The 24,577-nt window shown below is 60.7% G+C and carries 12 protein-coding genes; 8 read left to right on the forward strand and 4 right to left on the reverse strand.

The window, feature by feature from the left end:
- Nucleotides 1–72 precede the first annotated feature (72 nt).
- The 3 genes from AC07V9_RS14355 to aceE form a co-directional block, all read right to left on the reverse strand.
- Nucleotides 73–2,766, reverse strand: coding sequence for a putative bifunctional diguanylate cyclase/phosphodiesterase (locus AC07V9_RS14355; protein ID WP_495016366.1), 2,694 nt, complete (start codon nucleotides 2,764–2,766; stop codon nucleotides 73–75).
- A gap of 427 nt (nucleotides 2,767–3,193) precedes the next feature.
- On the reverse strand, nucleotides 3,194–4,843 hold the full coding sequence (gene aceF / locus AC07V9_RS14360; protein WP_495016367.1) for a dihydrolipoyllysine-residue acetyltransferase: 1,650 nt from the start codon (nucleotides 4,841–4,843) through the stop codon (nucleotides 3,194–3,196).
- Between the two features lie 141 nt (nucleotides 4,844–4,984).
- Nucleotides 4,985–7,633 (reverse strand): pyruvate dehydrogenase (acetyl-transferring), homodimeric type, encoded by a 2,649-nt coding sequence (aceE, locus tag AC07V9_RS14365; protein WP_495016368.1) that lies wholly within the window; start codon nucleotides 7,631–7,633, stop codon nucleotides 4,985–4,987.
- Nucleotides 7,634–8,020: 387 nt separating this feature from the next.
- Here aceE and glnE point away from each other — a divergent pair, with 387 nt between their 5' ends.
- The 8 genes from glnE to AC07V9_RS14405 all read left to right on the forward strand — a co-directional run bounded on the left by glnE (nucleotide 8,021) and on the right by AC07V9_RS14405 (nucleotide 18,372).
- Entirely contained in the window at nucleotides 8,021–10,972 is a 2,952-nt protein-coding gene (gene glnE / locus AC07V9_RS14370) for a bifunctional [glutamate--ammonia ligase]-adenylyl-L-tyrosine phosphorylase/[glutamate--ammonia-ligase] adenylyltransferase (RefSeq protein ID WP_495016369.1), read from the forward strand.
- A gap of 260 nt (nucleotides 10,973–11,232) precedes the next feature.
- A complete protein-coding gene (waaF, locus tag AC07V9_RS14375) occupies nucleotides 11,233–12,267 on the forward strand; it encodes a lipopolysaccharide heptosyltransferase II (protein ID WP_495016370.1) in 1,035 nt (344 codons plus the stop codon).
- Between the two features lies 1 nt (nucleotide 12,268).
- On the forward strand, nucleotides 12,269–13,333 hold the full coding sequence (gene waaC, locus AC07V9_RS14380) for a lipopolysaccharide heptosyltransferase I (RefSeq protein WP_495016371.1): 1,065 nt from the start codon (nucleotides 12,269–12,271) through the stop codon (nucleotides 13,331–13,333).
- Complete coding sequence (locus AC07V9_RS14385; RefSeq protein ID WP_495016372.1) at nucleotides 13,333–14,457, forward strand: glycosyltransferase family 4 protein; 1,125 nt, start codon at nucleotides 13,333–13,335, stop codon at nucleotides 14,455–14,457. Before waaC ends, AC07V9_RS14385 begins: the two co-directional genes overlap by 1 nt.
- Nucleotides 14,454–15,260 carry a lipopolysaccharide core heptose(I) kinase RfaP gene (gene rfaP, locus AC07V9_RS14390; protein ID WP_495016373.1) on the forward strand — a complete coding sequence of 269 codons (807 nt, stop codon included), beginning with the start codon at nucleotides 14,454–14,456 and terminating at the stop codon, nucleotides 15,258–15,260. The genes AC07V9_RS14385 and rfaP overlap by 4 nt, the downstream gene beginning before the upstream one ends.
- On the forward strand, nucleotides 15,260–15,994 hold the full coding sequence (locus tag AC07V9_RS14395) for a lipopolysaccharide kinase InaA family protein (protein WP_495016374.1): 735 nt from the start codon (nucleotides 15,260–15,262) through the stop codon (nucleotides 15,992–15,994). The genes rfaP and AC07V9_RS14395 overlap by 1 nt, the downstream gene beginning before the upstream one ends.
- On the forward strand, nucleotides 15,991–16,746 hold the full coding sequence (locus AC07V9_RS14400) for a lipopolysaccharide kinase InaA family protein (RefSeq protein ID WP_495016375.1): 756 nt from the start codon (nucleotides 15,991–15,993) through the stop codon (nucleotides 16,744–16,746). Before AC07V9_RS14395 ends, AC07V9_RS14400 begins: the two co-directional genes overlap by 4 nt.
- Before the next feature lie 186 nt (nucleotides 16,747–16,932).
- Nucleotides 16,933–18,372, forward strand: coding sequence for a lipopolysaccharide kinase InaA family protein (locus tag AC07V9_RS14405; RefSeq protein ID WP_495016376.1), 1,440 nt, complete (start codon nucleotides 16,933–16,935; stop codon nucleotides 18,370–18,372).
- Between the two features lie 50 nt (nucleotides 18,373–18,422).
- Here the strand turns inward: AC07V9_RS14405 and AC07V9_RS14410 are convergent, their stop codons facing one another.
- Nucleotides 18,423–24,533, reverse strand: a complete 6,111-nt coding sequence (locus AC07V9_RS14410; protein ID WP_495016377.1) for a dermonecrotic toxin domain-containing protein — start codon at nucleotides 24,531–24,533, stop codon at nucleotides 18,423–18,425.
- Nucleotides 24,534–24,577 lie beyond the last annotated feature (44 nt).

Here is a 24,577-nt window from a genome sequence, read left to right on the forward strand (position 1 = left end):
AGTGGGGGCTGGATGTGCTGAATCCAATGAAAGGCGGTCAGTTTGCCGTACAAGCGTGGGGCAGGGAAGGGCTCAGGACTGGGTGACGCGGGGGTAGCGACGCAGGGCGTTGATCAGGTCTTCGCCGGGGATGGGCTTGTCGAACAGGTAGCCTTGGCCCACGTCGCAACGATGGCGGCGCAGGAACGCCAGCTGCTCGGCCGTCTCGATGCCTTCGGCGACCACGGTCAGCTTGAGGTTATGCGCCATGGCGATGACCGCCGAGGTGATCTCCATATCGTCCTGGTCATCCGGAATGTCGCGGATGAAGCTGCGGTCGATCTTGATCACATCGATGGGGAATTTCTTCAGGTAGCTGAACGACGAGTAACCGGTGCCGAAGTCGTCCATCGCCAGGGTCAGGCCCAGGGTTTTCAGGGACTCCAGCTGCAAGCGTGTGTCTTCGGTGGCCTCCAGCAGCAGGCCTTCGGTCAGTTCAAGCTCCAGCAGCGACGGGTCGAGCTGTTCTTCGCGCAGGATGCTGGCCAGGGAGCTGACCAGATCCGGGTCGGAGAATTGCTTGGGCGAGACGTTAATCGCCACGTGCAGCTTGCCGTAACCGGCGGCGGTCAGTTGCTTGCTCATGCGGCAGGACTGACGCGCGACCCATTTGCCGATCGGGATGATCAGGCCGGTTTCTTCAGCCACGCTGATGAACTGGTCCGGGCGGATCATGCCCTTTTCCGGGTGATTCCAGCGCAGCAGCGCTTCCATGCCCAGCAACCTGCCGGTACGCAGGCACAGTTTGGGCTGGTAGAAGACTTCCAGCTCGTTCTGGGTCAGGGCGCGGCGCAGATTGTTTTCGACGAACAGCTTGTAGCTTGCCTCGGCGTTGAGCGCTTCAGTGAACACCTGTACCTGATGCTTGCCGTTGGCCTTGGCCTTGTGCAGCGCAAGCCCCGCGTTCTTCATCAGGGTCTGCGGATCGCGACCGTGCAACGGCGCGCAAGCCAGGCCCACGGAGCCGGTGACGCTGATCAGCTGATTGTCGACGAACATCGGTTTGTCGAGGGTGGTGAGCACCTGATGCGCGATGCGCTGGCCGTCTTCAGGGCCGGTGTCGTCGAGCAGCACGGCGAATTCGTTACTCGCAAAACGCGCCAGAATCCCGGTGGGGCTCAGGCTGTTGCGCAGGCGCCGGGCCAGACTGATCAGCAGTTTGTCGCCCGTCTGGTGGCCGAGGCTGTCGTTGATGCGCTTGAAGTTGTCGATGTCCACCAGCAACAGACTGATCGGCGTTTCGACGTCCCGGGCGAAATGCTCGTCGAGGGTGCGAATGAACGCCGGGCGGTTGCCCAGGTTGGTCAGGTTGTCGGTGTACGCCAGGCGCTCGATCCGCTGTTGGGAGAGCTTGGCCTGGGTGATGTCTTCGTAGATGCCGATGTAATGGGTCAGCTCGCGGTTGTCGCCATAGACCTTGGAAATCGACAACTGGCCCCAGTAGGGCTCCAGATTCTTGCGGCGGCTCTTGAATTCGCCTTGCCAGCTGTTGCCGGTGGCCAGGCTGGAATTGGCGTCAAGCAGCAGCGAGCCGAGATTTTCCAGCGCTGGCAATTCCGACAGGCGATGCCCGTGGACCTCGTCGGCGGTGTACTGGGTGATTTCGGTGAAACTCGGGTTGACGTACTCAACCACGCCGTTGCAATTGACCAGCAGAAACGCATTGGCGCTCTGCTCCACGGCACGCTGGAACAGGTGCAGGGCGTTGGTCGCGGTGCGACGGTTGTGATTGTTGATCGCTTGCGCGAACTGATCGGCCAGCTCACCGGCAAAGGCGATCTCGTCGGATTGCCACTCGCGGGTCGCGCCGGTTTGCTCCAGGCAAAGCACGCCGACCACGTGGCCATCGATGCGAATACTGGCGTCGAGGATTGCGTTGATGTCACGAGGCCCGAGGCTTTCTGCCAGCTCGCGGGTGCGCGGGTCATGCTGGACGTCGTGGGCGTCGATGGCGCGGCTGGTGTGCAACGCTTCCAGATAACTGGGGAAGCGGCTGATGTCGATCGGTGCGCCCTTGAGGTACTCGTCAGTGTCGCGGCGGTACTCGGCGATGGGCTCCAGCACGTTGCCGACGAGGTTCCAGATGGCGGCGCGGTCGATGTCGTAGATTTCGCAGGCGTTTTTGGTGATCAGCTCTGCGGCTTCCAGCAACGAGTCGTTGGAGCGGTAACGGTGGCGGGTCAGGCGCAGGATCAGGTCCTGCTGGGCGCGCACCCGTTCCAGGTGCTTCAGTTGCTCGTGCTGAGCGCGCTGATTGAGCTCCAGCGCGATCTGCAGGCGCGAGTTCTGCACTTCAAGGTCGGGGGCAATGGTCAGTTCGTTGGAATCGAAGACATCGTCGACCACCATCAGGTAGCCGCGCAGCAACTCGCGATTGTGCTGCCGGTAGCCTTCACCGATTTCCAGCAGACCCAAGGGGCCGCGGGTGGTGTGCAAGGTGTAACGGATGACGTAGTGCGAGTTCGTGCCCAGTTGCATCTGCACGGCGTCGTGTAACTGGTACCGGGCCTCGGGCTCCATCAGGCTTGCGTAGGGCGCTCCGATCAGGGCACACAGCTCGATGGCGGGCATGTCGAACTGCTTTTCGCAGCTTGGGTCCAGGTACAGCATCGCCCAGCTGGGTTCATTCAGCCGCTCGAAACGCAGCATGCCGAGCCGCGAGGGCACCGGCAACTGAGTCACGACCTCGGCTGCCGATCGGGCGGCAGCATCAGGTTGGCTTTTCATGAAGGAACTCGCTTTAAGAGTACTGTCGCGCGTGGGCAAGGAGCCCATCGTTAAATCGCGTGTCGCAAGGTTGCATCATGGCGAACGGGCTGACAAGTGAGCGCGATGGCTTAGTGCTATAAATCTGTCGGCAAATCGTGCATTAACTGAAGGTTGTTGGTCGGATTTGTCGGAAAGGGGCGGTAACTGGTTGTTAGTAGTACTTCTGGTTATCGGCAGAGACGCAATTCTCTGTAGGAGTGCCATTGCCCGCGACGGCGGGGTGTCAGTCGCCAACGATGTTGTATCGGCCGACGCCGTCGCGGGCAAGCGCGCTTCTACAAGAAAAAGGCAAAAAAAGCCCCGCCAATCAGCGGGGTTGAGGTACGAGCGTGGCAGCTCGAAAAACAGCGAAGGCCCGCCTCTACAGAAACGGGCCTCGTACGGCTTACAGCAGAATGGTACGGATATCCGCCAGCAGATCACCCAGACGCTTGGTGAAGCGAGCGGCTGCGGCGCCATTGATCACGCGGTGATCGTAGGACAGCGACAGCGGTAGCATCAGGCGTGGCTGGAAAGCCTTGCCGTCCCACACCGGTTGCATGGTGGCCTTGGACACACCCAGGATCGCGACTTCCGGCGCGTTGACGATCGGCGTAAAGCCGGTACCGCCAATGTGACCCAGGCTTGAGATGGTGAAGCAGGCGCCCTGCATGTCGTTGGCCGACAGCTTTTTGGAGCGCGCTTTTTCAGCCAGCTCGGCTGCTTCGGCGGCCAGTTGCAGCAGGCTCTTCTGGTCGACGTTCTTGATCACAGGGACCAGCAGGCCTTCCGGCGTATCCACGGCGAAACCGATGTGGAAGTACTTCTTGCGGATGACCGCTTTGCCGCTTGGCGCCAGCGAGCTGTTGAAGTCCGGCAATTCCTTGAGCAGGTGCGCGATGGACTTGAGCAACAGCGGCAGCACGGTCAGTTTCACGCCCGCTTTTTCAGCGACGGCTTTCTGCGCCACGCGGAAAGCTTCCAGGTCGGTGATGTCGGCCTGGTCGAACTGGGTCACGTGCGGGATGTTCAGCCAGCTGCGGTGCAGGCCGGACGCGCCCAGTTGCATCAGGCGGGTCATCGGTACTTCTTCGATTTCGCCGAAACGGCTGAAGTCGACTTCCGGAATCGGCGGGATGCCTGCACCGCCGGTTGCACCAGCAGCGGCCGGTGCGTCCTTGGCCTTGGTCATGATGGATTTGACGTACGCCTGCACGTCTTCCTTCAGAACACGGCCGTGTGGACCGGTGGCGGTCACAGCGCTCAACTCGACGCCGAACTCGCGAGCCAGCTGACGAACAGCTGGGCCTGCGTGGACCTTGGCACTGGCTTTTGCCGGAGCGGCGGCTGGAGCAGGGGCCGCTTCAGCTTTCGGTGCAGGCGCGGCAGCCGGTGCGGCAGCAGGCGCTTCAGCCTTGGCTGGTGCCGGGGCAGCAGCCTGAGCAGGGGCGGCGGCGGGTGCTGCGCCTGCGACTTTGAGTTGCAGGATCAGGTCGCCAGTGCCGACTTCGTCTTCGACCTTGACGCTGATGCTCTCGACCACGCCAGCAGCTGGAGAAGGAATCTCCATCGAGGCTTTGTCGGATTCCAGGGTGATCAGCGATTGATCAGCTTCGATGCTGTCGCCCACTTTGACCAGCAGCTCGATGATGCGAGCCTTGCCCGACGAGCCGATGTCCGGCACGTGGATGTCCTGAACGGCTGCTTCGGCAGCAGGCGCAGGTGCGGCGGCAGGAGCAGGTGCTGCAGCTTCAGCGGGTTTTTCAGCAGTTGGCGCAGGTGCGGCAGCAGCAGGCTCGGCAGCAGGCGCTGCGGCGGCGTCGCCTTCCACTTCCAGCTCCAGCAGTTCGTCGCCTTCTTTGAGGCGGTCGCCCAGTTTCACTTTCAGGCTTTTGACGACACCGGCTTTCGGCGCAGGGATTTCCATGCTCGCCTTGTCCGACTCAAGGGTCAGCAGGCTCTGATCGGCTTCGATGCGATCGCCAACCTTGACGAACAGCTCGATGACTTCACCGTCACCGCTGCCGATGTCGGGTACACGAATTAACTCACTCACAATGTCTCTCCTCAGGAGAACCTGTTCACTCGATTGCGCCGGTACAGGTGCAACGAAACAGCCTGGGATGCTCATTTACCGAAGTAAATTCCGCATCGGCGGCTGTTTCGTGCACGCGCCCGGCGCGCTTGCGATCTACGATCAGCAGTCCAGCGGGTTGCGCTTCTCAGGGTCGATGCCGAACTTGGTGATGGCTTGCGCCACGACTTTAGGTTCGATATCGCCACGATCAGCCAAGGCTTCCAGAGCGGCCAGCACGATGAAGTGACGGTCGACTTCGAAGAAGTGACGCAGCTTCTTGCGGCTGTCCGAACGGCCGTAGCCGTCAGTGCCCAGGACCTTGTATTCCTTGGTAGGAACCCACTGACGGATCTGGTCAGCGAACAGTTTCATGTAGTCGGTCGAAGCGATCACCGGACCTTTACGGCCGTTGAGGCACTCTTCAACGTAGCTCAATTGTGGCTTCTGACCCGGCTTCAGACGGTTGCTACGCTCAACGGCCAGGCCGTTGCGACGCAGTTCGTTGAAGCTGGTGACGCTCCATACGTCAGCGCCGATGTTGAACTGCTCACGCAGGATCTTCGCCGCTTCACGCACTTCATTGAGGATCGTGCCCGAACCCATCAGTTGCACGTGATGAGCCGCTTCGCGCTTGTCTTCCTCAAGCAGGTACATGCCCTTGATGATGCCTTGCTCTACACCGGCCGGCATGGCTGGCTGGTGGTAGTTCTCGTTCATCACGGTGATGTAGTAATAGACGTTTTCCTGCAGCGTCATCATGCGGTGCGTGCCTTCCTGCATGATCACCGCCAGCTCGTAGGCATAGGCAGGGTCATAGCTGCGCACGTTCGGGATGGTGCTGGCCAGAATGTGGCTGTGACCGTCTTCGTGCTGCAGGCCTTCACCGTTGAGCGTGGTCCGCCCGGAGGTGCCGCCCAGCAGGAAGCCGCGAGTCTGTGCATCGCCCGCCGCCCAGGCCAAGTCGCCGATACGCTGGAAGCCGAACATCGAGTAGAAGATGTAGACCGGCAGCATCGGGGTGTTGTAGTTGCTGTAGGCGGTACCCGCTGCGATGAACGAGGAGAACGCGCCGGCCTCGTTGAGGCCTTCCTGCAGGATCTGGCCATCTTTCTCTTCGCGGTAGTACATGACCTGGTCGCGGTCGACTGGCTCGTACAGCTGGCCGACTGGCGAGTAGATACCCAACTGGCGGAACATGCCTTCCATACCGAAGGTACGGGCTTCGTCAGCGAGGATCGGAACGATGCGCTTGCCCAGTTCCTTGTCCTTGACCATCGAGGCGAGGATGCGACCGAACGCCATGGTGGTGGAGATTTCGCGGTCACCCGAGCCATCCAGTACGGACTTGAGGGTTTCCAGCGGCGGCGTCGGGATGCTGATGTTGCCGCGGTTGCGCTGAGGCAGGGAACCGCCCAGCTTCTCGCGGCACTTGCGCAGATATTTCATTTCCGCGCTGTCTTCGGCCGGACGGTAGAACGGCAGCGATTCGAGTTCGGAATCGTTCAGCGGAATGTCGAAGCGATCACGGAATTTCTTCAGCGACTCGATATCGACTTTCTTGGTATTGTGCGCAGTGTTCTTCGCTTCGCCCGCGCCGGTGCCGTAGCCCTTGATGGTCTTGGCCAGGATGACGGTAGGCTGGCCTTTGTGATTGACCGCCTGGTGGTACGCTGCGTAGACCTTGTACGGGTCGTGACCGCCACGGTTGAGTTTCCAGATCTCATCGTCTGACAGGTTCTCGACGCGCTTGAGCAGCTCTGGATCGTCGCCAAAGAAGTGCTTGCGTACGTAGGCGCCGTCTTTGGCCTTGTAGTTCTGGTACTCGCCGTCGATGGCTTTGTCCATGCGACGCTGCATGAGGCCGTCTTCGTCCTGGGCGAACAGTGGGTCCCACATGCGGCCCCAGATGACCTTGTTGACATTCCAGGCGGCGCCACGGAACACGCCTTCCAGTTCCTGGATGATCTTGGCGTTGCCGCGAACCGGGCCGTCGAGGCGCTGCAGGTTGCAGTTGATGACGAAGATCAGGTTGTCGAGGTTTTCGCGACCGGCCAGGGAGATGGCGCCTAGGGTTTCCGGCTCGTCGCACTCACCGTCACCGATGAAGCACCACACCTTCTGCTTGCCGGCCGGGATGAAGCCACGGTTTTCCAGGTACTTCATGAAGCGTGCCTGGTAGATCGCGGTGATCGGACCCAGACCCATGGAAACGGTCGGGAACTGCCAGAAGTCAGGCATCAGGTGTGGATGCGGGTACGACGACAGGCCGCCACCGTCCACTTCCTGACGGAACTTGAGCATCTGCTCTTCGCTCAAGCGGCCTTCGAGGAAGGCGCGAGCGTAGATGCCCGGCGAGGCGTGGCCCTGGTAGTAGATCAGGTCGCCGCCGTGTTCTTCGGTCGGGGCCTGGAAGAAGTAGTTGAAGCCGATGTCATAGAGCGTTGCGCTGGAGGCGAAGGTGGAGATGTGGCCGCCCAGATCTGGGTCTTGCATGTTGGCGCGCATCACCATCGCCAGGGCGTTCCAGCGAACGATCGAACGGATGCGGCGTTCCATGAACAGGTCGCCGGGCATGCGTGCTTCGCGGGTAACGGGGATGGTGTTGCGGTATGGCGTGGTGATGGAGTACGGCAGCTGTGTACCACTGCGGGTGGCCAGCTCGCCCATACGGGTCATCAGGTAGTGCGCACGGTCTTCGCCTTCTTTGTCGAGAACCGATTCCAGGGCGTCCAGCCATTCCTGGGTTTCGACGGGATCGAGGTCTTGCATGGCTTGCTCCAGGGCGGAAAGGCTACCAGAATCGGTTGCCTGAGTTTGTTGCGACTGGCCTTGTGGGCAGACGGTATAAAAATTCTTGGATAACCGGAGAGGTACCCGGCTCCGTGTAGTTTTACTACAAATCTTCGGCTGTTTCAGCTTTTTGACTTGTATATACAGTAGTAAAACTACAGTTGAGCGCTGTTTTCGCTCATGTTTCGCGATGAATCAAATGAAAAATGTTGGTAGAAACCATAAAAAGATCAGCTGGCAGGTGATGCTGACGATCAAAAACAGGCAAATGCCAGCAATTTTTAACCTTTGTTCGACAGTCTGACCCTCAACGTGTGTACAACCCACGGTTTGGGTAGCCTTTTGAACGCCGATCAAGGATAGACCATGAGCCTTCCTTTGCTGGCCGAATTGCCAGCCACTCTGCTTGCGTTGGTCTCGCATGCGCAACAGACGTTCCGCGCTGCGCTCGCTGCTCAGACCGATGGTGGGCAGGCGATTTTTGATGCCTGGCCTGCTGAACGTCTGAGGGCTTTCGATCGTGTCTGCGCGGCCAGCGATTTTGTCGCCGAGCACGTGGGACGCGACCCGCAGATGCTGCTCGATCTCGCTGAATCCGGTGAGCTTGAGCGCAGTTTCAGGGCCCTTGAGCTGCGTGAGCACATCGCCAATGCGGTCGCCGAAGTGGCTACCGAGGATGAGCTGGGGCGTAATCTACGTCGTCAAAGGACGCGGCAGCAAGTCCGAATTATCTGGCGTGACATCACTCGCCAAGCCGATCTGGTGGAAACCTGCCGTGATCTTTCTGACATGGCCGATGGCAGTATCGACCTCGCGTATCGGTGGTTATATGACAAACATTGCCAGCAATTCGGCGTGCCCACGGGGCGTCGTACCGGCGAGCCGCAACAGATGGTCATCCTCGGCATGGGCAAGCTGGGGGCCGTCGAGCTCAACCTCTCATCGGACATCGACCTGATCTTCGCCTACCCCGAGGGTGGCGAAACCGTGGGCGTGAAACGTCCGCTGGATAACCAAGAGTTTTTCATTCGCCTGGGGCAGCGCCTGATCAAGGCATTGGACCCGGTGACCGTCGACGGTTTCGTCTTTCGCGTCGACATGCGCCTGAGGCCTTACGGTTCATCCGGGGCGCTGGTGCTCAGCTTCAACGCGCTGGAGCAGTACTACCAGGATCAGGGCCGCGACTGGGAACGCTACGCCATGATCAAGGCGCGGGTGGTCGGTGGCGATCAGGCCAAGGGCAGCGAATTGCTGGAGATGCTGCGGCCATTCGTGTATCGCCGTTATCTGGACTTCTCGGCCATCGAGGCGCTACGCACGATGAAGCAGCTGATTCAGCAGGAAGTCCGGCGCAAGGGCATGGCGGCGAACATCAAGCTGGGCTCGGGGGGCATTCGCGAGGTCGAATTCATCGCTCAGGCGTTCCAGCTGATTCACGGCGGCCGTGACCTGAGCCTGCAACAACGGCCTTTGCTCAAGGTGCTGCGCACGCTGGAAGGGCAGGGTTATCTGCCCACTGCCGTCATCACCGAGCTGCGCGAAGGCTACGAATTCCTGCGTTACACCGAGCATGCCATTCAGGCGATTGCCGACCGCCAGACCCAGATGCTCCCCGACGACCCCCGTGATCAGGCGCGTATTGCCTTCATCATGGGCTTCGCCGACTGGGACGCGTTTCACGAGAAGTTGATGTACTGGCGCGGCCGGGTCGACTGGCATTTCCGGCAGGTCATCGCTGACCCTGACGAGGAAGAAGGCCAGCAGGACGGCGGCGAAGAAATCGTGGGCGGCGAGTGGTTGCCGTTGTGGGAAGAATCGCAAAACGAAGAAGCCGCCTGCCTGCAGTTGGAGGAGGGCGGATTCGTCGACGCGCAAAAAGCCCTGAAGCATCTGAGCAACCTGCGTAACAGTTCCCAGCTGCGCTCGATGCAACGTCTGGGGCGCGAGCGTCTCGATGCGTTCATTCCGCGTCTGCTGGCTCAGGCCGTCGAGCACGACAACCCTGACCTGGTGCTGGAGCGCGTGCTGCCGCTGGTCGAGGCCGTTGCGCGGCGTTCGGCGTATCTCGTTTTGCTCACCGAAAACCCCGGCGCGTTGCGACGCTTGCTGACCCTGTGCGCCGCAAGCCCCTGGATTGCCGAGCAGATCGCCCGCTTCCCGCTGCTGCTCGATGAGCTGCTCAACGAAGGACGCCTGTTCAGTCCGCCGCAAGCATTGGAGCTGGCCGCCGAGTTGCGTGAACGGCTGACGCGCATCCCTGAGGATGATCTGGAACAACAAATGGAAGCCTTGCGCCACTTTAAACTGGCGCACCGGCTGCGGGTGGCGGCGTCGGAAATCACCGGCAGCCTGCCGCTGATGAAGGTCAGCGACTACCTGACCTGGCTGGCCGAGGCGATTCTCGAACAGGTGCTGGCCCTGGCCTGGCGTCACACCGTCGCTCGCCACGGCGCGCCGCGTCGTCCGGATGGCACGTTGTGCGATCCGGGTTTCGTGATTGTCGGTTATGGGAAAGTCGGCGGCATCGAATTGGGGCATGGTTCGGACCTGGACCTGGTGTTCATCCACGATGGCGACCCTCAGGCCGAAACCGATGGCGCCAAACCCATCGATGGAGCGCAGTTCTTCACGCGGTTGGGGCAGCGCATCATTCACCTGATCACCACCCAGACCAACTCCGGCCAGCTCTATGAAGTGGACATGCGCCTGCGGCCTTCGGGTGCGTCGGGGCTTCTGGTCAGCTCGCTGGGAGCGTTTTCGCGCTATCAGGAGAACGAGGCCTGGACCTGGGAGCATCAGGCACTGGTGCGTGCGCGGGTGCTGGTGGGCAGCGCAGATGTGGGCAAGGGATTCGAAGCGGTACGCGCCTCGGTGCTGGGCCGCGAGCGGGATCTGGACACCTTGCGCCAGGAAGTCAGCGACATGCGCGCCAAGATGCGCGACAACCTCGGGACCAGGGGCACGTTGGCCGGAAAGGGGGAAAACGCCTTCCAGCCCATGTCGTCGTTCGATCTCAAGCAGGACGCCGGTGGTATCGTCGATATCGAATTTATGGTGCAATACGCGGCCTTGGCGTGGTCCAGAGAGCATCCCGCGCTGCTTCGATACACCGATAACATCCGCATTCTCGAAGGTCTGGAAGAGGCGGGGCTGATGCCCGCCGCCGACGCGAGCCTGTTGCGCGAGGTGTATAAAGCCTACCGCTCAGCCGCTCACCGTCAGGCCCTGCAGAAGGATGCGGGCGTGGTCAGTGGCGATCAGTTCGCCAGCGAGCGGCGGGAAGTGATGCGGATCTGGGCGCAGTTGGGGTTGAGTTGATGTTGGCGCAGGACACATCACCCCCTGTGGGAGCGAATTCATTCGCGAAAGATGTGTCAGGCGACGCAGATGTGTCGATTGGTCTGGCTCATCGCGAATGAATTCGCTCCCACAGGAGGCCGGGCCAAGCAGTGAGTGCACTGCAACGCCCGAATTGAAAGGCATATATAAAGCTATGACAGGGAGGCGTCAGGCTGTGTGGAAGCGTCACGCAGTCTGATGGGCCTCCCTGCTCGTTTCTGGTCGTTTTTGGATTGAGCATGAGAATTCTGATCGTAGGGCCCAGCTGGGTCGGTGACATGGTGATGGCGCAAACGCTATTCCAGTGCCTGAAACAGCGTCACCCGCAGTGCGAAATCGATGTGCTGGCCCCCGAGTGGAGTCGGCCGATTCTTGAGCGCATGCCCCAGGTGCGCAAGGCTTTGAGCTTTCCGCTCGGCCACGGCGCGCTGGAACTGGCGACTCGTCGGCGCATCGGCAAGTCGCTCAAGGGCCAGTACGACCAGGCGATTCTGCTGCCCAACTCGCTGAAGTCGGCGCTGGTGCCGTTCTTCGCCGGTATTCCCAAACGCACCGGCTGGCGCGGCGAGTTCCGCTATGGCCTGCTCAACGACGTGCGCATCCTTGATAAACAGAAATACCCGCTGATGATCGAGCGCTTCATGGCCTTGGCCTATGACAAGGACGCCGAAATCCCGCGTCCTTATCCAAAGCCGAGCCTTTCGATCGAAACCGCCAGCCGCGATGCCGCTTTGGCCAAGTTCGGCCTGGCCCTTGATCGCCCGGTTCTGGCCCTCTGCCCTGGCGCCGAGTTTGGCGAGTCCAAGCGCTGGCCGTCCGAGCATTACGCCAAGGTCGCTGAAGCGAAGATTCGCGAAGGCTGGCAGGTCTGGCTGTTCGGGTCCAGGAACGATCACGCGGTTGGCGAAAGCATTCGCGATCGCTTGATTCCTGGCCTGCGCGAAGAGTCGAGCAACCTCAGCGGCGAGACCTCGCTGGCCGAGGCCATCGATCTGCTGTCCTGCGCCGATGCTGTGGTGTCCAACGACTCCGGCCTGATGCACGTCGCGGCAGCGCTCAACCGGCCTCTGGTCGCCGTATATGGCTCGACCTCGCCGGGCTTCACGCCACCTTTGGCCGATCAGGTCGAGATCGTGCAACTGGGCATCGAGTGCAGCCCGTGCTTCGAGCGCACCTGCCGTTTCGGTCACTACAACTGCCTGCGCCTATTGGAGCCTGATTCGGTGATCAGCGCCCTGGGCCAGTTGGGCGGCACCCCGGTCGAGGTTGCCTGACTTGCGGGTACTGCTGATCAAGACCTCGTCGCTGGGTGACGTCATTCATACCCTGCCTGCGTTGACCGATGCCGCGCGGGCGATCCCCGGCATCCAGTTCGACTGGGTGGTGGAAGAGGGCTTTGCCGAGATCCCGACCTGGCACCCGGCGGTCGCAGGGGTGATTCCGGTGGCGATTCGGCGCTGGCGCAAGAACCTGTGGCAGACCTTTAAGAATGGCCAGTGGCGTCAGTTCAAACAGCGTCTGCGCAACACCCGTTACGATTTGGTAATCGACGCTCAGGGCCTTTTGAAAAGCGCGTTCCTGACCCGTTACGTCAAAGCGCCGATTAGCGGATTCGACAAGCATTCTGCACGCGAGCCCTTGGCCGCACGCTTTTACGACAAGGCGTACCCCGTTGCTCGCGGGCAACATGCGGTGGAGCGTTTGCGCCAGTTGTTCGCTCAGGCGCTGGGTTACGAAGTGCCTGCGGGGCTGGGTGATTACGGCCTGGATCGCAGCCGTTTGCTGAACAATGAAGGCGGCGCGCCGTTCGTGCTTTTCCTGCACGGTACGACGTGGGTCACCAAGCATTGGCCTGAAGTGTACTGGCGCCAACTGGCCGAGCGCATGATCGCTCAGGGCCTGGAAGTGCACTTGCCGTGGGGCAACCCGGCAGAAAAGGCCCGCGCCGAGCGCATTGCCGAAGGCCTCGATAAAGCCGTCGTGCTGCCTAAATTGAATCTCGCAGGCGTCGCCAAAGTGCTGGCTGGCGCGCAGGGCTGCGTTGCCGTGGACACAGGGCTCGGGCATCTGGCGGCTGCGCTGGACGTGCCGACGCTGTCGCTGTTTGGCCCGACCAACCCCGGCCTGACGGGCGCGTACGGCAAGTCGCAGGTTCACCTGGCGGGCGATTACCCGGCCTGCGCGCCGTGTCTGCAAAAGAAATGCACCTATCGACCGACGGCTGAAGATCAGCGTCAGTTCGATACCGAACGCGAGTGGCCGATGTGCTTCACTCGCCTGAATCCCGAGCGAGTAGCGCGCCAATTGGGCTCGCTGTTGCTGGCAAAGGAACATCCGTGATGCAACTGGCATTCGTGCTTTATAAATACTTTCCCTTCGGCGGCTTGCAGCGCGATTTCATGCGCATCGCCCTGGAGTGTCAGCAGCGCGGACATTCGATCCGCGTCTACACCCTGATCTGGGAAGGCGACGTGCCGCCCGGCTTCGAAGTGCTGGTGGCGCCAGTCAAGGCGTTCTTCAACCATCGCCGCAACGAAAAGCTCACCGACTGGATGAACGCGGACCTGGCCAAGCGTCCGGTGGATCGCCTGATCGGCTTCAACAAGATGCCCGGTCTGGACGTGTATTACGCTGCTGACGGCTGCTACGAAGACAAGACGCAGAACCTGCGCCACGGCCTGTACAGGTATTGGGGCCGCTATCGTCATTTCGCCGATTACGAGCGGGCGGTGTTCGCCAAAGACGCGAAAACCGAAGTGCTGATGATCTCCGAAGTGCAGCAGCCGCTGTTCATCAAGCACTACGACACGCCGCTCAAACGCTTTCACCTGCTGCCGCCGGGCATCTCCCAGGATCGCCGCGCGCCAGCCAATGCGGCCGAGATCCGCGCTGAATTTCGGCGCGAGTTCCAGCTGGCTGACGATGACCTGCTGCTGGTGCAGATCGGTTCAGGCTTTAAAACCAAGGGCGTTGATCGCAGCCTCAAAGCGCTTGCAGCATTGCCGTCTGAGCTGAAAAAACGCACACGTCTGTTTGTAATTGGCCAGGACGACCCCAAAGTATTCCAGCTGCAAAGCACGACACTGGGCCTGGGCGACAACGTCACCTTCATGAAAGGCCGCAGCGACATCCCGCGTTTTCTGTTGGGCGCCGACCTGCTGATCCACCCGGCGTACAACGAAAACACCGGGACCGTACTGCTTGAGGCACTGGTCGCAGGCCTGCCGGTGCTGGTCAGTGCGGTGTGTGGCTACGCCCACTACATCGCCGAGGCCGACAGCGGTCTGGTGCTCGATGAGCCGTTCGAACAGAACCAGCTCAATGACTACCTGGCCCGCATGCTCAAGGACGATGCCGCGCGCACGACCTGGGGCCGAAACGGGCTGACATTCGCCGACACGGCTGATCTTTACAGCATGCCGCGACACGCTGCGGATGTGATTCTGGCGGAGCACCACGGATGAAATTGATCCTTGCTGAACCCTTCAAGACCCTCTGGGCCGGGCGCGATGCGTTCCAAGCCGTGGAGGAGTTGCAGGGCCAGGTGTATCGCGAGCTGGAAAATCGCCGCACCCTGCGCACCGAAGTCAATGGCCGTGGCTATTTCGTCAAGATCCACCGTGGCATCGGTTGGGGAGAAGTGGCGAAGAACCTGCTGACCGCAAAACTGCCGGTGCTGGGCGCCGGCAAAGAATTCGAAGCGATCAATCGTCTCAAGGAAGTCGGCGTGCCGACCATGACCAGCGTGGCCTACGGCGAGCGCGGCAGCAATCCGGCGGCGCAGCATTCGTTCATCGTCACCGAAGAGCTGGCGCCGACGATAAGCATGGAAGACGTCAGCATCAACTGGGTGAAACAGCCGCCCGAGCCGCGCATGAAACGCGCCTACATTGCCGAAGTCGCGCGACTGGTGGGCATGATGCACCGCGCTGGCGTCAACCACCGCGATTGCTACCTGTGCCACTTCCTGCTGCACACCGACACGCCGGCCACTCCCGAAAGCTTCAAGCTCTCGGTGATCGACCTGCACCGCGCACAGACCCGGCCGCAGATCACCCAACGCTGGCGCAACAAGGACCTGGCCGCGCTGTACTTTTCGGCGCTGGACATTGGCCTGACCCGCCGCGACAAGCTGCGTTTCCTCAAAGGTTATTTTCAGCAGCCGCTGCGTCGGATTCTGGCTGAAGAGTCGGCGCTGCTGGTGTGGCTGGAGGCCAAGGCCGAGAAGCTGTATCAGCGCAAGCTGCGCTACGGGGATGCGCTCTGATGGCGGGTTGGAACCTTGAGCCCCAGTACGCTGAGCTGGCCGCTGACTTCGGATCCCTCGACGCCGTGTTCGCCTTGCAGGGCGAGCGCCTGACTCGCGATCCGCTGTCGGAAGTGATTCGTGTCCAGCGCAATGGCGTGAATTACTACGTCAAACGCTATGTGGCGGCGGGCAAAGGCCTGCGTCGTTATCTGGGGCGTCCTCGGGTCAAGTCTGAGTGGCAGAACCTCAAGCGTTTCGCCAAATGGGGCATCCCGACCGCCGAGGTGGTGGCCTGGGGCCTTGAGCGCAAGGGCGCGTCCTATGATCGCGGTGCGTTGATCACCCGTGAACTGCCGCATACCGAAGACCTGTCGGAGCTGGCGCGCGTTCACGATGAGCGGCTGGATAACCGCTCCTGGGTTGATCGCATCAGCCAGCAGGTGGCGCGTTACACTCGAACCATGCACGATCACCACTTCACCCATAACGATTTGAAGTGGCGCAACCTGCTGGTGGACGATCAGTCGACGGTGTTCCTGATCGACTGCCCCAACGGCGCGTTCTGGGTCAGCTTCATGCTGCGCTATCGCATCACCAAGGACTTGGCGTGTCTGGATAAAGTGGCCAAATACCACCTGTCCGCCACCCAGCGCCTGCGCTTTTATCTGCAGTATCGCGGGCGCGAGCGCCTGAATGATTCGGACAAGAAGCGCATTCGACACATCGTCAGCTTTTTCGAGGGGCGCGAATGAATGTTTTCATCGCCGATGCCGACCGGGGGCTTCTGGAGCGCCATGGCCTGGCCGATTTTGACTCGCTGTGGGACGTGCAGCTCGACGCGGTGGACGAGCCCAACACCGGCCGCGGCGGCTGGAGCAGCGTGTTTCGCCTGGAGCTTGAGGGTTCGGGCTATTACCTCAAGCGCCAGAGCAATTACCTGACCCACACCCTGCATCACCCGTTCGGCGAGCCGTCGTTCTCCCGCGAGTTTCGTAACATCAGCCTGTATCAGAAGCTCGGCATTCCGGCGCTGCATGCCGTGTTTTATGGCGAGAAGAAGGTCGGTGGCGAACGTCGCGCCATTCTGATGACCCGCGCCTTGGACGGCTGGACCGATCTGGACACGCTGTTGACGCAGTGGGACGAAACGGCCGCGACCCAGCGTCTGGCCATTTTGCAGGCCTGTGGACAACTGGCACGTACGCTGCACAAGGCCGGGCAAGTGCACGGCTGTTTCTATCCCAAGCATATTTTCCTCAAGCCCAAAGGCAGCGCGTATCTGGCGCAGTTGATCGACCTTGAGAAGACCCGCAAGTCGATCTTCGGCCAGCGTGATCGGGTCAAAGACATCGAACCCCTGCTGCGTCGCGCGCCGATGTGGAACGAAGCCGAGATCCGCGAGCTGTTGGCGGCCTATGTGCAGGCTCCTGGTGACAGCGGGTTGGTGGATAGGTGGTGGCAGCAGCTGGCCAGGCGCGGCAGTCATAAGCGCAGCGGTCGGTAGGCATGACCTGAATTGGAATGCTGGCCTGTGGGAGTGAGCTTGCTCACGAAAGGGTCGGTACATCCTGTACATCCTGTACATCTTGTGTGTTTCACCAGCCATCTTCGTGAGTAAGCTCACTCCCACAGGTGCTGTGTAGCCTGTTAGATCACTGATCTGGCTCAAGCTTGATGAAAGAGGGCACCGATGCGTTTGTCTGAACTGAAAAACGCCGGTCGCACCCCGACGCTGCCGATGAGCATTGCGTTGGCGGATGCGGCGGGTCCTGCCGAACTGCAGCTGTTGAGCCTGCTGCGTGTGCTGCCGGGTCAGCGCTACGTCGGCGCGGGTATCTGGCGCGGGCGTCCGGTGCTGGCCAAGTTGCTGGTCGGCAGTAAGGCGCCTCGGCATTTTCAGCGCGAGCGTGCCGGTGTGCAGCTGCTTGCCGAACAGAACTTGACCACGCCGTTGCTGCTGGCCGATGGGTTGCAGGAGGGCGAGGGCGGCTGGTTGTTGTTCGAGTTTCTCGATCAGGCGCAAAGCCTTGGCGACGCCTGGAAGTCCGTCGAAAGCTTGCCGCCACTGGCCGATGAACAGACCGCCGTGCTGGGCGACGCCCTGGCCGCCGTCGGGCAGATGCACGCCAGGGGCCTCTGGCAGGAAGACCTGCACCTGGACAATCTGCTGCGCCAGAACGGTCAGCTGTACCTCATCGATGGCGCTGGCGTTCGCGCCGAAGAAGCAGGCAAACCGCTGTCGCGCCAGAAGGTGCTGGAAAACCTCGGCGTGTTTTTCGCCCAGTTGCCCAAATCCCTGGAGCCGTTCACCGAAGAGCTGCTGGTCTACTACCTGCTCAGCAACGGCGAGCACGCGCTACCGGTCGAAGCGCTGCAAAAGCAGATCGACAAGGTCAGCAGCTGGCGTCTCAAGGACTACCTGATCAAAGTCGGGCGCGAATGCAGCCTGTTCAGCGTCTTTGATGGCCCGTTCGCCCTGCGCGCGATTCGTCGTGAAGAAGAGGCCGCGATGCGTCCGGTGCTGGAGCAGGCCGACACGCTGATTGACAGCGGCCACCTGTACAAGACCGGTGGCGCCGCGAGCGTTGCCAAGGCCGACGTTGCCGGTCGCGAACTGGTGATCAAGCGTTACAACATCAAGAATTTCGCCCATTGGCTCAAGCGTTTCTGGCGTCCGAGCCGTGCGTGGCATTCCTGGCGTGAAGGCAATCGCCTGATGTTCCTCGGCATCGCTACGCCCAAGCCGCTGGCGTTGCTGGAACAGCGTTTCTTCTGGTTGCGGCGCAAGGCCTACCTGGTGACCGAATACCTGCCGGGGCCAGACATCATCGAGCGTTTCGCGCCCTATGTGGCCTCAGGCGATGCGCCGGAAAGCGAGTTGCAGGCGCTGGATAAACTGTTCGAGCAACTGCTGCGCGAGCGCATCAGTCACGGCGACTTGAAGGGCCACAACGTGTTCTGGCATCAGGACCGCTGGGCGCTGATCGACCTCGACGCGATGTGTCAACACAGCTCGCAAAGCGCGTTCGCCGCAGCGTTCGCCAAGGATCGCGCGCGCTTCATGCGCAACTGGCCTGCCGACAGCGCGCTGCACCAGTTGCTGGAACAGCGCCTGCCGAAAGCGCCTTGATGCCGTGCCGAAGGTGCTAGCCGATCGGGCCGCACCTCCGGCATTCAGCGTTACCCTACGCGGTTAAAGCCGCTTCTCTCCAGTAAACGCACCAGCGCCTCCAGGCTTTCCTGAGGCTGCAAATGCAGACTCATGGAGGCCCAGCTTGGGCGATCGACGAACACGTTGCCGTCGGCATTGACCTGTACAGGCGTGCGATAGATCGCGTTATCTCGAGCCCTGTGCACGATGACCGCGCCTTGCCCCGGCTCCTGCTCGATCAGCAGCATGCCGGGTCGCGCCAGACGCTCTTGCACCGGCAAAGTAGGGGCAGGTGTGAGGTCGATGATGGTGCCGGGCACCTCGATGTCGATCTTGAAATCGCTCTTGACGAAGCCTTCTCGGCCGCCCATTGGCATCCGCGAGTATTCGCCGACGTCGAGGGTAATACCTCGGGACGTCCCAGGGGCCACGTCATCCAGGCGAAGGCCAATTGCCCCTTCCAGCTCGGCGATGCCGGGTACGGTTTTGTAGGTATTGCAGTGGGTATTGCCCACCAGTGCGACCCATCTGTGCTTGCCGATGATCGCCTGATGACGGCGAATCGTGCGCGAGGCGAAATAATTCATCATTTGCTGGCGAGTGGTCGGCGTTTCCAGACGAATACCTTTGAGGTGATAGCTGGCGGCACAGTCGATGGCGCGGACTTCAACGCCGTGTTGCCGGGCCTTGATCACCAGGTTTTCGAAGTTGTACACCTTGTTCGGGTCAGTCAGATGCCCTCTGTCGATCGTTCGCAAGTCGTTCAGCAGCCGTTCGCTCATGTGACCGGTCTCGAAAAAACGATCCAGGTCCAACTGATGCAGGTCGGTCATCAGATGTTCCATGTACAGCGTTTTCACGTTCTGTTCTGCAAGCAGCGGCAAGTTGTCGATGATGAATTTCTTGCTGGCGACCGAGGCGTGGAATTCGCCGACGACCATGCCGTCGGTTTGCTGATAAAGGCGAGTGATGAACTGTTCGGTGCTCGGTTGCGGCTCAATGGCGGGCATCGTCGGGCGCGCAGCAAAGTCGTCGAAGATGATGTGACGCGAATCCGTTTGCAGTTTCTGACGCAGTCCGTAGAAGTGCGTCTCGACCGGTATCACGTCCTCGTCCAGCGTGAAGTAGCGACTGTCCAGGCCACGGTGCCGGTGATAGGCCAGCTCATGCAGCATCTCGCGCATGTGTGTGGGCATCTCATAGGCTGCATCGGCCAGCGACTGTTGCAGTGCAGTCGGCGGTGTTTCGCCAACCCATTGCTCGGGGGCGATACGCTGCCAGCCGGCCGTTTCGTCCCAGCGAAAACCTGTCGCGCCGACACGGGTCTTATCGGAAACCGCAGCGGCACCGCTGTTCAGGTCGCTGGCAAGATCGGCAGGCAAGGCTGGATCGGCCATGCTCGGGTTGGCAAACTCGATCTTGAAATCGCACGGCGCCGTCTCGACGTCAGTGGCGACTCGACCGGTATCGACGCTAATGCGCGTTGCCTGGCTCGATGGTACATCTTCGATGTGAACGCTGATCGCACCCTGCAGCTCGGTAATGCCGGGAACCTGCTCGCCAGTGGTAGCCATCTTCTGTTCTAGCAAGGCGATCCAGCGCTTGGCGGGAGCGCGCTCAACGTCCGCGCTGATGATCTTGTGACCGAAGAAATTGCTCATTTTTTTACCCGCTGCGCTGTCTGTTCCCGCAGCGGCGACCTCGAAGCCATTCACCGGATAGCTGACCGAGGAGTTCAATGGGCGCACTTCGATGCCGTGGCGATGAGCCTCCTTGACGAGGTGGTAGTAGTCGAATTCGCGGCTGGTGTTATCCAGCGCGCCACCGTTGATGTGCTCCAGGTGGTTCTTGATCTCGTGAGAACCGGAGCGAACCGTTTGGCCCTTGGCGTGATATTTGGCCAGCTTGCGCAGATGCTTGTCGGTAAACAGGTGCGGTAGATAAATAACTTCGACCCGCTGCTCTACCAGCTCCTGCATGTGCTTGATGAGGAAATATTTACTGGCGATGGATTTGGGGGCTTCGCTCAGGACCAACCCTTTGCTGTTGGCAAATACGTTTTTGAGGAAGCTGCCGACGTCCGTGGGTGAGTCGATAGCAGGGATTGGCGGGCGGGGTGGTAGCACGAGCGGTTGTTCGAAAAACTCGTGGGCATGGCCGTAGAATTGCTTCTTGACCCTGCGCAACACCTCACGCATCTCGGCGTAGTAGACCTCGAAGTATTCTTCCAGACCCGCGCCGATATCTTCCAGCGGCGTCGGGTCGAGAATCCGTTCCAAATGCCGTTGGTAATTCTTCGGCACCTCAAAATCGCGCAGGCTGGTGGGTATGCTGGCGCCTGCCGACGCCTCTTCCTGCAAGGGCGTGAAGCCGGTCAGGTCATCCTTGCCGCCGCCGCGCAGACCTGTGCGCTCGATCAGCCTCCACTGGCCTTGTTCGTCCAGTCTGACGGGCTGACGCCCGAAGAACGCATACGGGTTTTGCGGATCGACGATGTTCCAGCAGCGAAGGTTCGCATCGTAATGCACCTGATACACCAGACTGTTCATTTCGATGTAATGCGTGCCGTTGCCAAGGCTGACTCCTTTGGCATGCCCCTCTGTTATACGCGGCAGGTCGCGCAGGGAAATAGGCACCACACGGTCGGCTCTCACCGCATTCGGCGCTGATAGCGTTGCATTGGCGGATGATTGACCCAGCGGTCGCCAAGCGCCGCTGTCATCTCTGAATGCATAGTGCCTGGTCGCGTACACATCCTCATTGTCGGAACCCAGACTGCGATACACGGCGGCCTGGCCATTGGCGTTGGGCTTGCCGATCAGGAAAGGCTCGTCCTGCAATTTGATCGGGTAGAGTTTTTCGCTACCGGTCGAGCGTGACAGGTTTTTCAGCGCGGCGGGCTGAGCGGTTTTGCTTGAATCCTTGCCCAGTTTGCGCAACACGCCACCAAACCCTTTCAGGCCCGACTGCAAGTCACCCGCAGCGCCGGCCATGTTCAGCATCGAAGCGAGAATCAGTGCATTGGCGTCTTCCGGCGACTCGCCCGTCAGCGCTTGAAAGGCCTTGAAGCTGTCGCGCAACGAAAGCCCCACACCGACCACGAAGCTGGCGGGCGGAAACGGCAGCGTGAGGACCGTTGCGATGATGTCGACACTGGTCCAGACCAGCCGGCTCAGCATGTCATGACGACCGGTGGTGGTTTCCTCCACGTCCCGCAGTTTGCGTTCGATAGGCCGGTTGAAGCAGATCTGCGCGAAGTCGGCGATCGAGTCCTTTGGAATCACCGGCGGCTTGTTGGCGTTGCCTTTTTTCATGTCGTTGAGAAAGAACGACATGACTCGGCGCGCGCTCATTCGGCAACGATCCTTGTAGTAGTCGATCATGCCGGGTTGGCTGAGCGAGTCGACGAAGGAGCTGAATACCCGGAATTCGATTCCGTCTGGGGCCTGAGGGGTGTAAAGCAGCGCTGCCAGACGGTTATCGGCCGACATCAGGGCGAAACAGCCTTGAACCGTTTCCACATGGGTCAGGCTGGTGTCGCTCCACACCAACTGGTCTACGCCTCGCAGGCCTGAGGCAATGAACGGTTTGTCGACATGGATTTGCAGCGGGTATACCGGATAGCGTGCGCGGGTTTGCGCGTCGCTGAGGTGCAGGTGGCTGATCACATTGTCGATCGAGTGGTATTGGGCGGCGTCGATGTGCCCCTTGAGCAGGCTACGCAACGCGGCAGTCTGCATTTGCAGACGGGTGATCACGGTACTGGCCTGACGCCGGTACTCGTAACCGTCGGATGTCGGGCTGAGCAGAGTGCGCTTGATCAGGGCCGCGTAGTCGTCGGCCAGCCATTTGCCGTGAACCGAACGCGCAACCGACACCGGAGTAAGCGGGCTCAGATCAACGCCTTCGGGGCCGCTGAATGTCGCCACGGTGTCGGCGGTGGGGGTAATCAGGCCGATGCTGTCGTCGTAACCGTTACGCAGCATCCTGGTGTAGGTCAGGGTTTCCCGCTCAGAGGTGATGATGATCCTATCGGGGTCTACCGTGCCGACCGCCACGTTCAACAGTTGGCTGATCTTCTCGCTGGCGCGTCGATGCACGTAGTCTTCGAACTCTTCAACCTTGGTGTGTGTTTGCGCCTCGTAGTTGCGAATGGCGCCGACGGTCGCGTCTTCCAGTGCCAACAACTTTTGACGATCTGCCGCGCTGGCTTGCAGGTACCAATCCGGTGTATGGGCGCGTTGATTGGAGAGCGCCACGTTGACGATTTCGCTGACGAAGGCACTCAAAGCTGCGTCGTGGCTGTCCAGTGACAGCAACTGGATAAAACCCGGCCCAGGATGCGGTTTTTGATCCAGCGCGGCCAGCGCTTGACTGAGTGCGGGGCGTCCGCTGGCCGAGACTTGTTGCAGCAGGTAGTCGCTCATCTCGGGAATGGAAGCCCATTCCACGAGCTCATGCAGCAATTGAGTTTCGTTGTGAAAACCCTGGAACAACTGACCCCGCGGTGCCTGCGAGGTGAACATGATCAGCCGTTCCAGATTGCCCTGCGCGTTATTCTTTCGAAACAATACTATGCGGCTGAGGGTTTCGCCGCCGTTGATCCTGATGTGCTGGACGGTCAGTGCTGCATCGTTTTCGGCCGGCGTGGACGAGGTAATCGCTTCAATGATATCGAAGTCTTCTTTTGAAATATGGCCTTGCATCTTTGCCGCAAAAGCCGATTCGGCGACCTGCATCTGCAGCAGATCACGCATCGCTTTCTGGCTGGCCTCGTTGGCGTGAACCGTGCGCTGGTAGTCACCAAAGCTGGCCCGCAGTTGCAGGTCATTGACGACTTCGGCGATATAGGCCGGGGTCAGCGCGGCATGGGCGCTGCCAGGGGAAGTGCCGTCAACCTTGATGGTGGTGCCCAGCAGAAATTCCGAGCCGTCAGCCGCATCAGTCGGGTGCAGCCCGTACAGCGCCAGCTCTGACAGGGTGCGCTGGGTGCTATAGCGTTCTCCGCTCACGGGCAGGGTGCGCTGGGTGCTGATGTCGATCTTGTCGGGGTCGATGTCGTAACCCAGGTCGTTGGCCAGGCGAGTTCGAAGAGTGACCTGAGCGTATTGATCAGCAGTAGCAGCGCCGTTCAGCACGCTGGTCAGCGCTACGCGTGCCTGGTCGTAGCGATGCAAATGCCCGATGTAGGTTTCGATGTCCGCTGGCGCCGCAATTTTTACCCAGTGTGGCAAATCCTTGCGCAACCGGTGTTCAGCCGCAGCCTGCTCTCGGCGTTCGAGCATGGCTGACGGGCCGGTCAAACCGGCCATTCTTATCGCGCCTTCGATCTGTGCCGCGTGCTGCGCCACATCGCTGCTCAGCCCCGTGCCACAGACATGGCGCACGTCTTCACGCTGCTTATCGATCTGGCGTAGCAGGGCATATCGATAAGGGTTCTGGGTAATGGGCTGAAGCTGCACGTCGAAGGCCGTGAATGGCTCGATGAACAATTCGGGATCGTGCGCAACGGCAAAGATCGCTTCCTGATGGCGCAGGTCGGCATTGATCAATAAGGCCCGTCGCAGCACGTCATCGTTGAGCCATTGGGTCACGGCTGTCAGCATCGCGCGGCGAGTCGGGAAATCGCTCAGACCGCTTCCGGGTAGCGCGAGTAGCGTGCGGCCGGTTTCGGTGCTGAAGATCAGCGCACCTTTGATTTCCACGCGCGTCTGATCATTGAGCTTGACGTGCAGCGACCAGGTGCTGGTCCCGCCTTGATGGCTTTCCCCTTCGCTCGGCGCGTAAATGGGCAGGCACGCGACTGCATCCGGGCCAAGTTCGTCTTCGTGGGATTTGAGCACCGCTTCGTCATGCAACGCCTTGTTCAAACGGGTTGCAAACAACTTGCGTCGGCTTCGGTTGTGCGCGCTGGGGGCACGCCAGTAGTCATCGATTCGTTGCAGCAGAACAGTCAGCTCCTGCTCGACTTGATCTTTATTTGCGGTTTTTAGAGCGTCAAGCAACGCCTGATGGGCCTCTGGCAGATGCTGCAGCTCTCTGGACAGCATCGTGCTCGAGCGTGCCAGACGCTCCAGAGCGGCCGAGGCCTCGGGCTGCGTGGGGACGGGTGTTGCGGGAACGGGGGTAAACGTATGCATAGGGCATGATTCCTGATGGCGCTTTGCAGGGCGCGTGTGGCACG

Source organism: Pseudomonas sp. GW821-FHT02A11, from assembly GCF_059421985.1.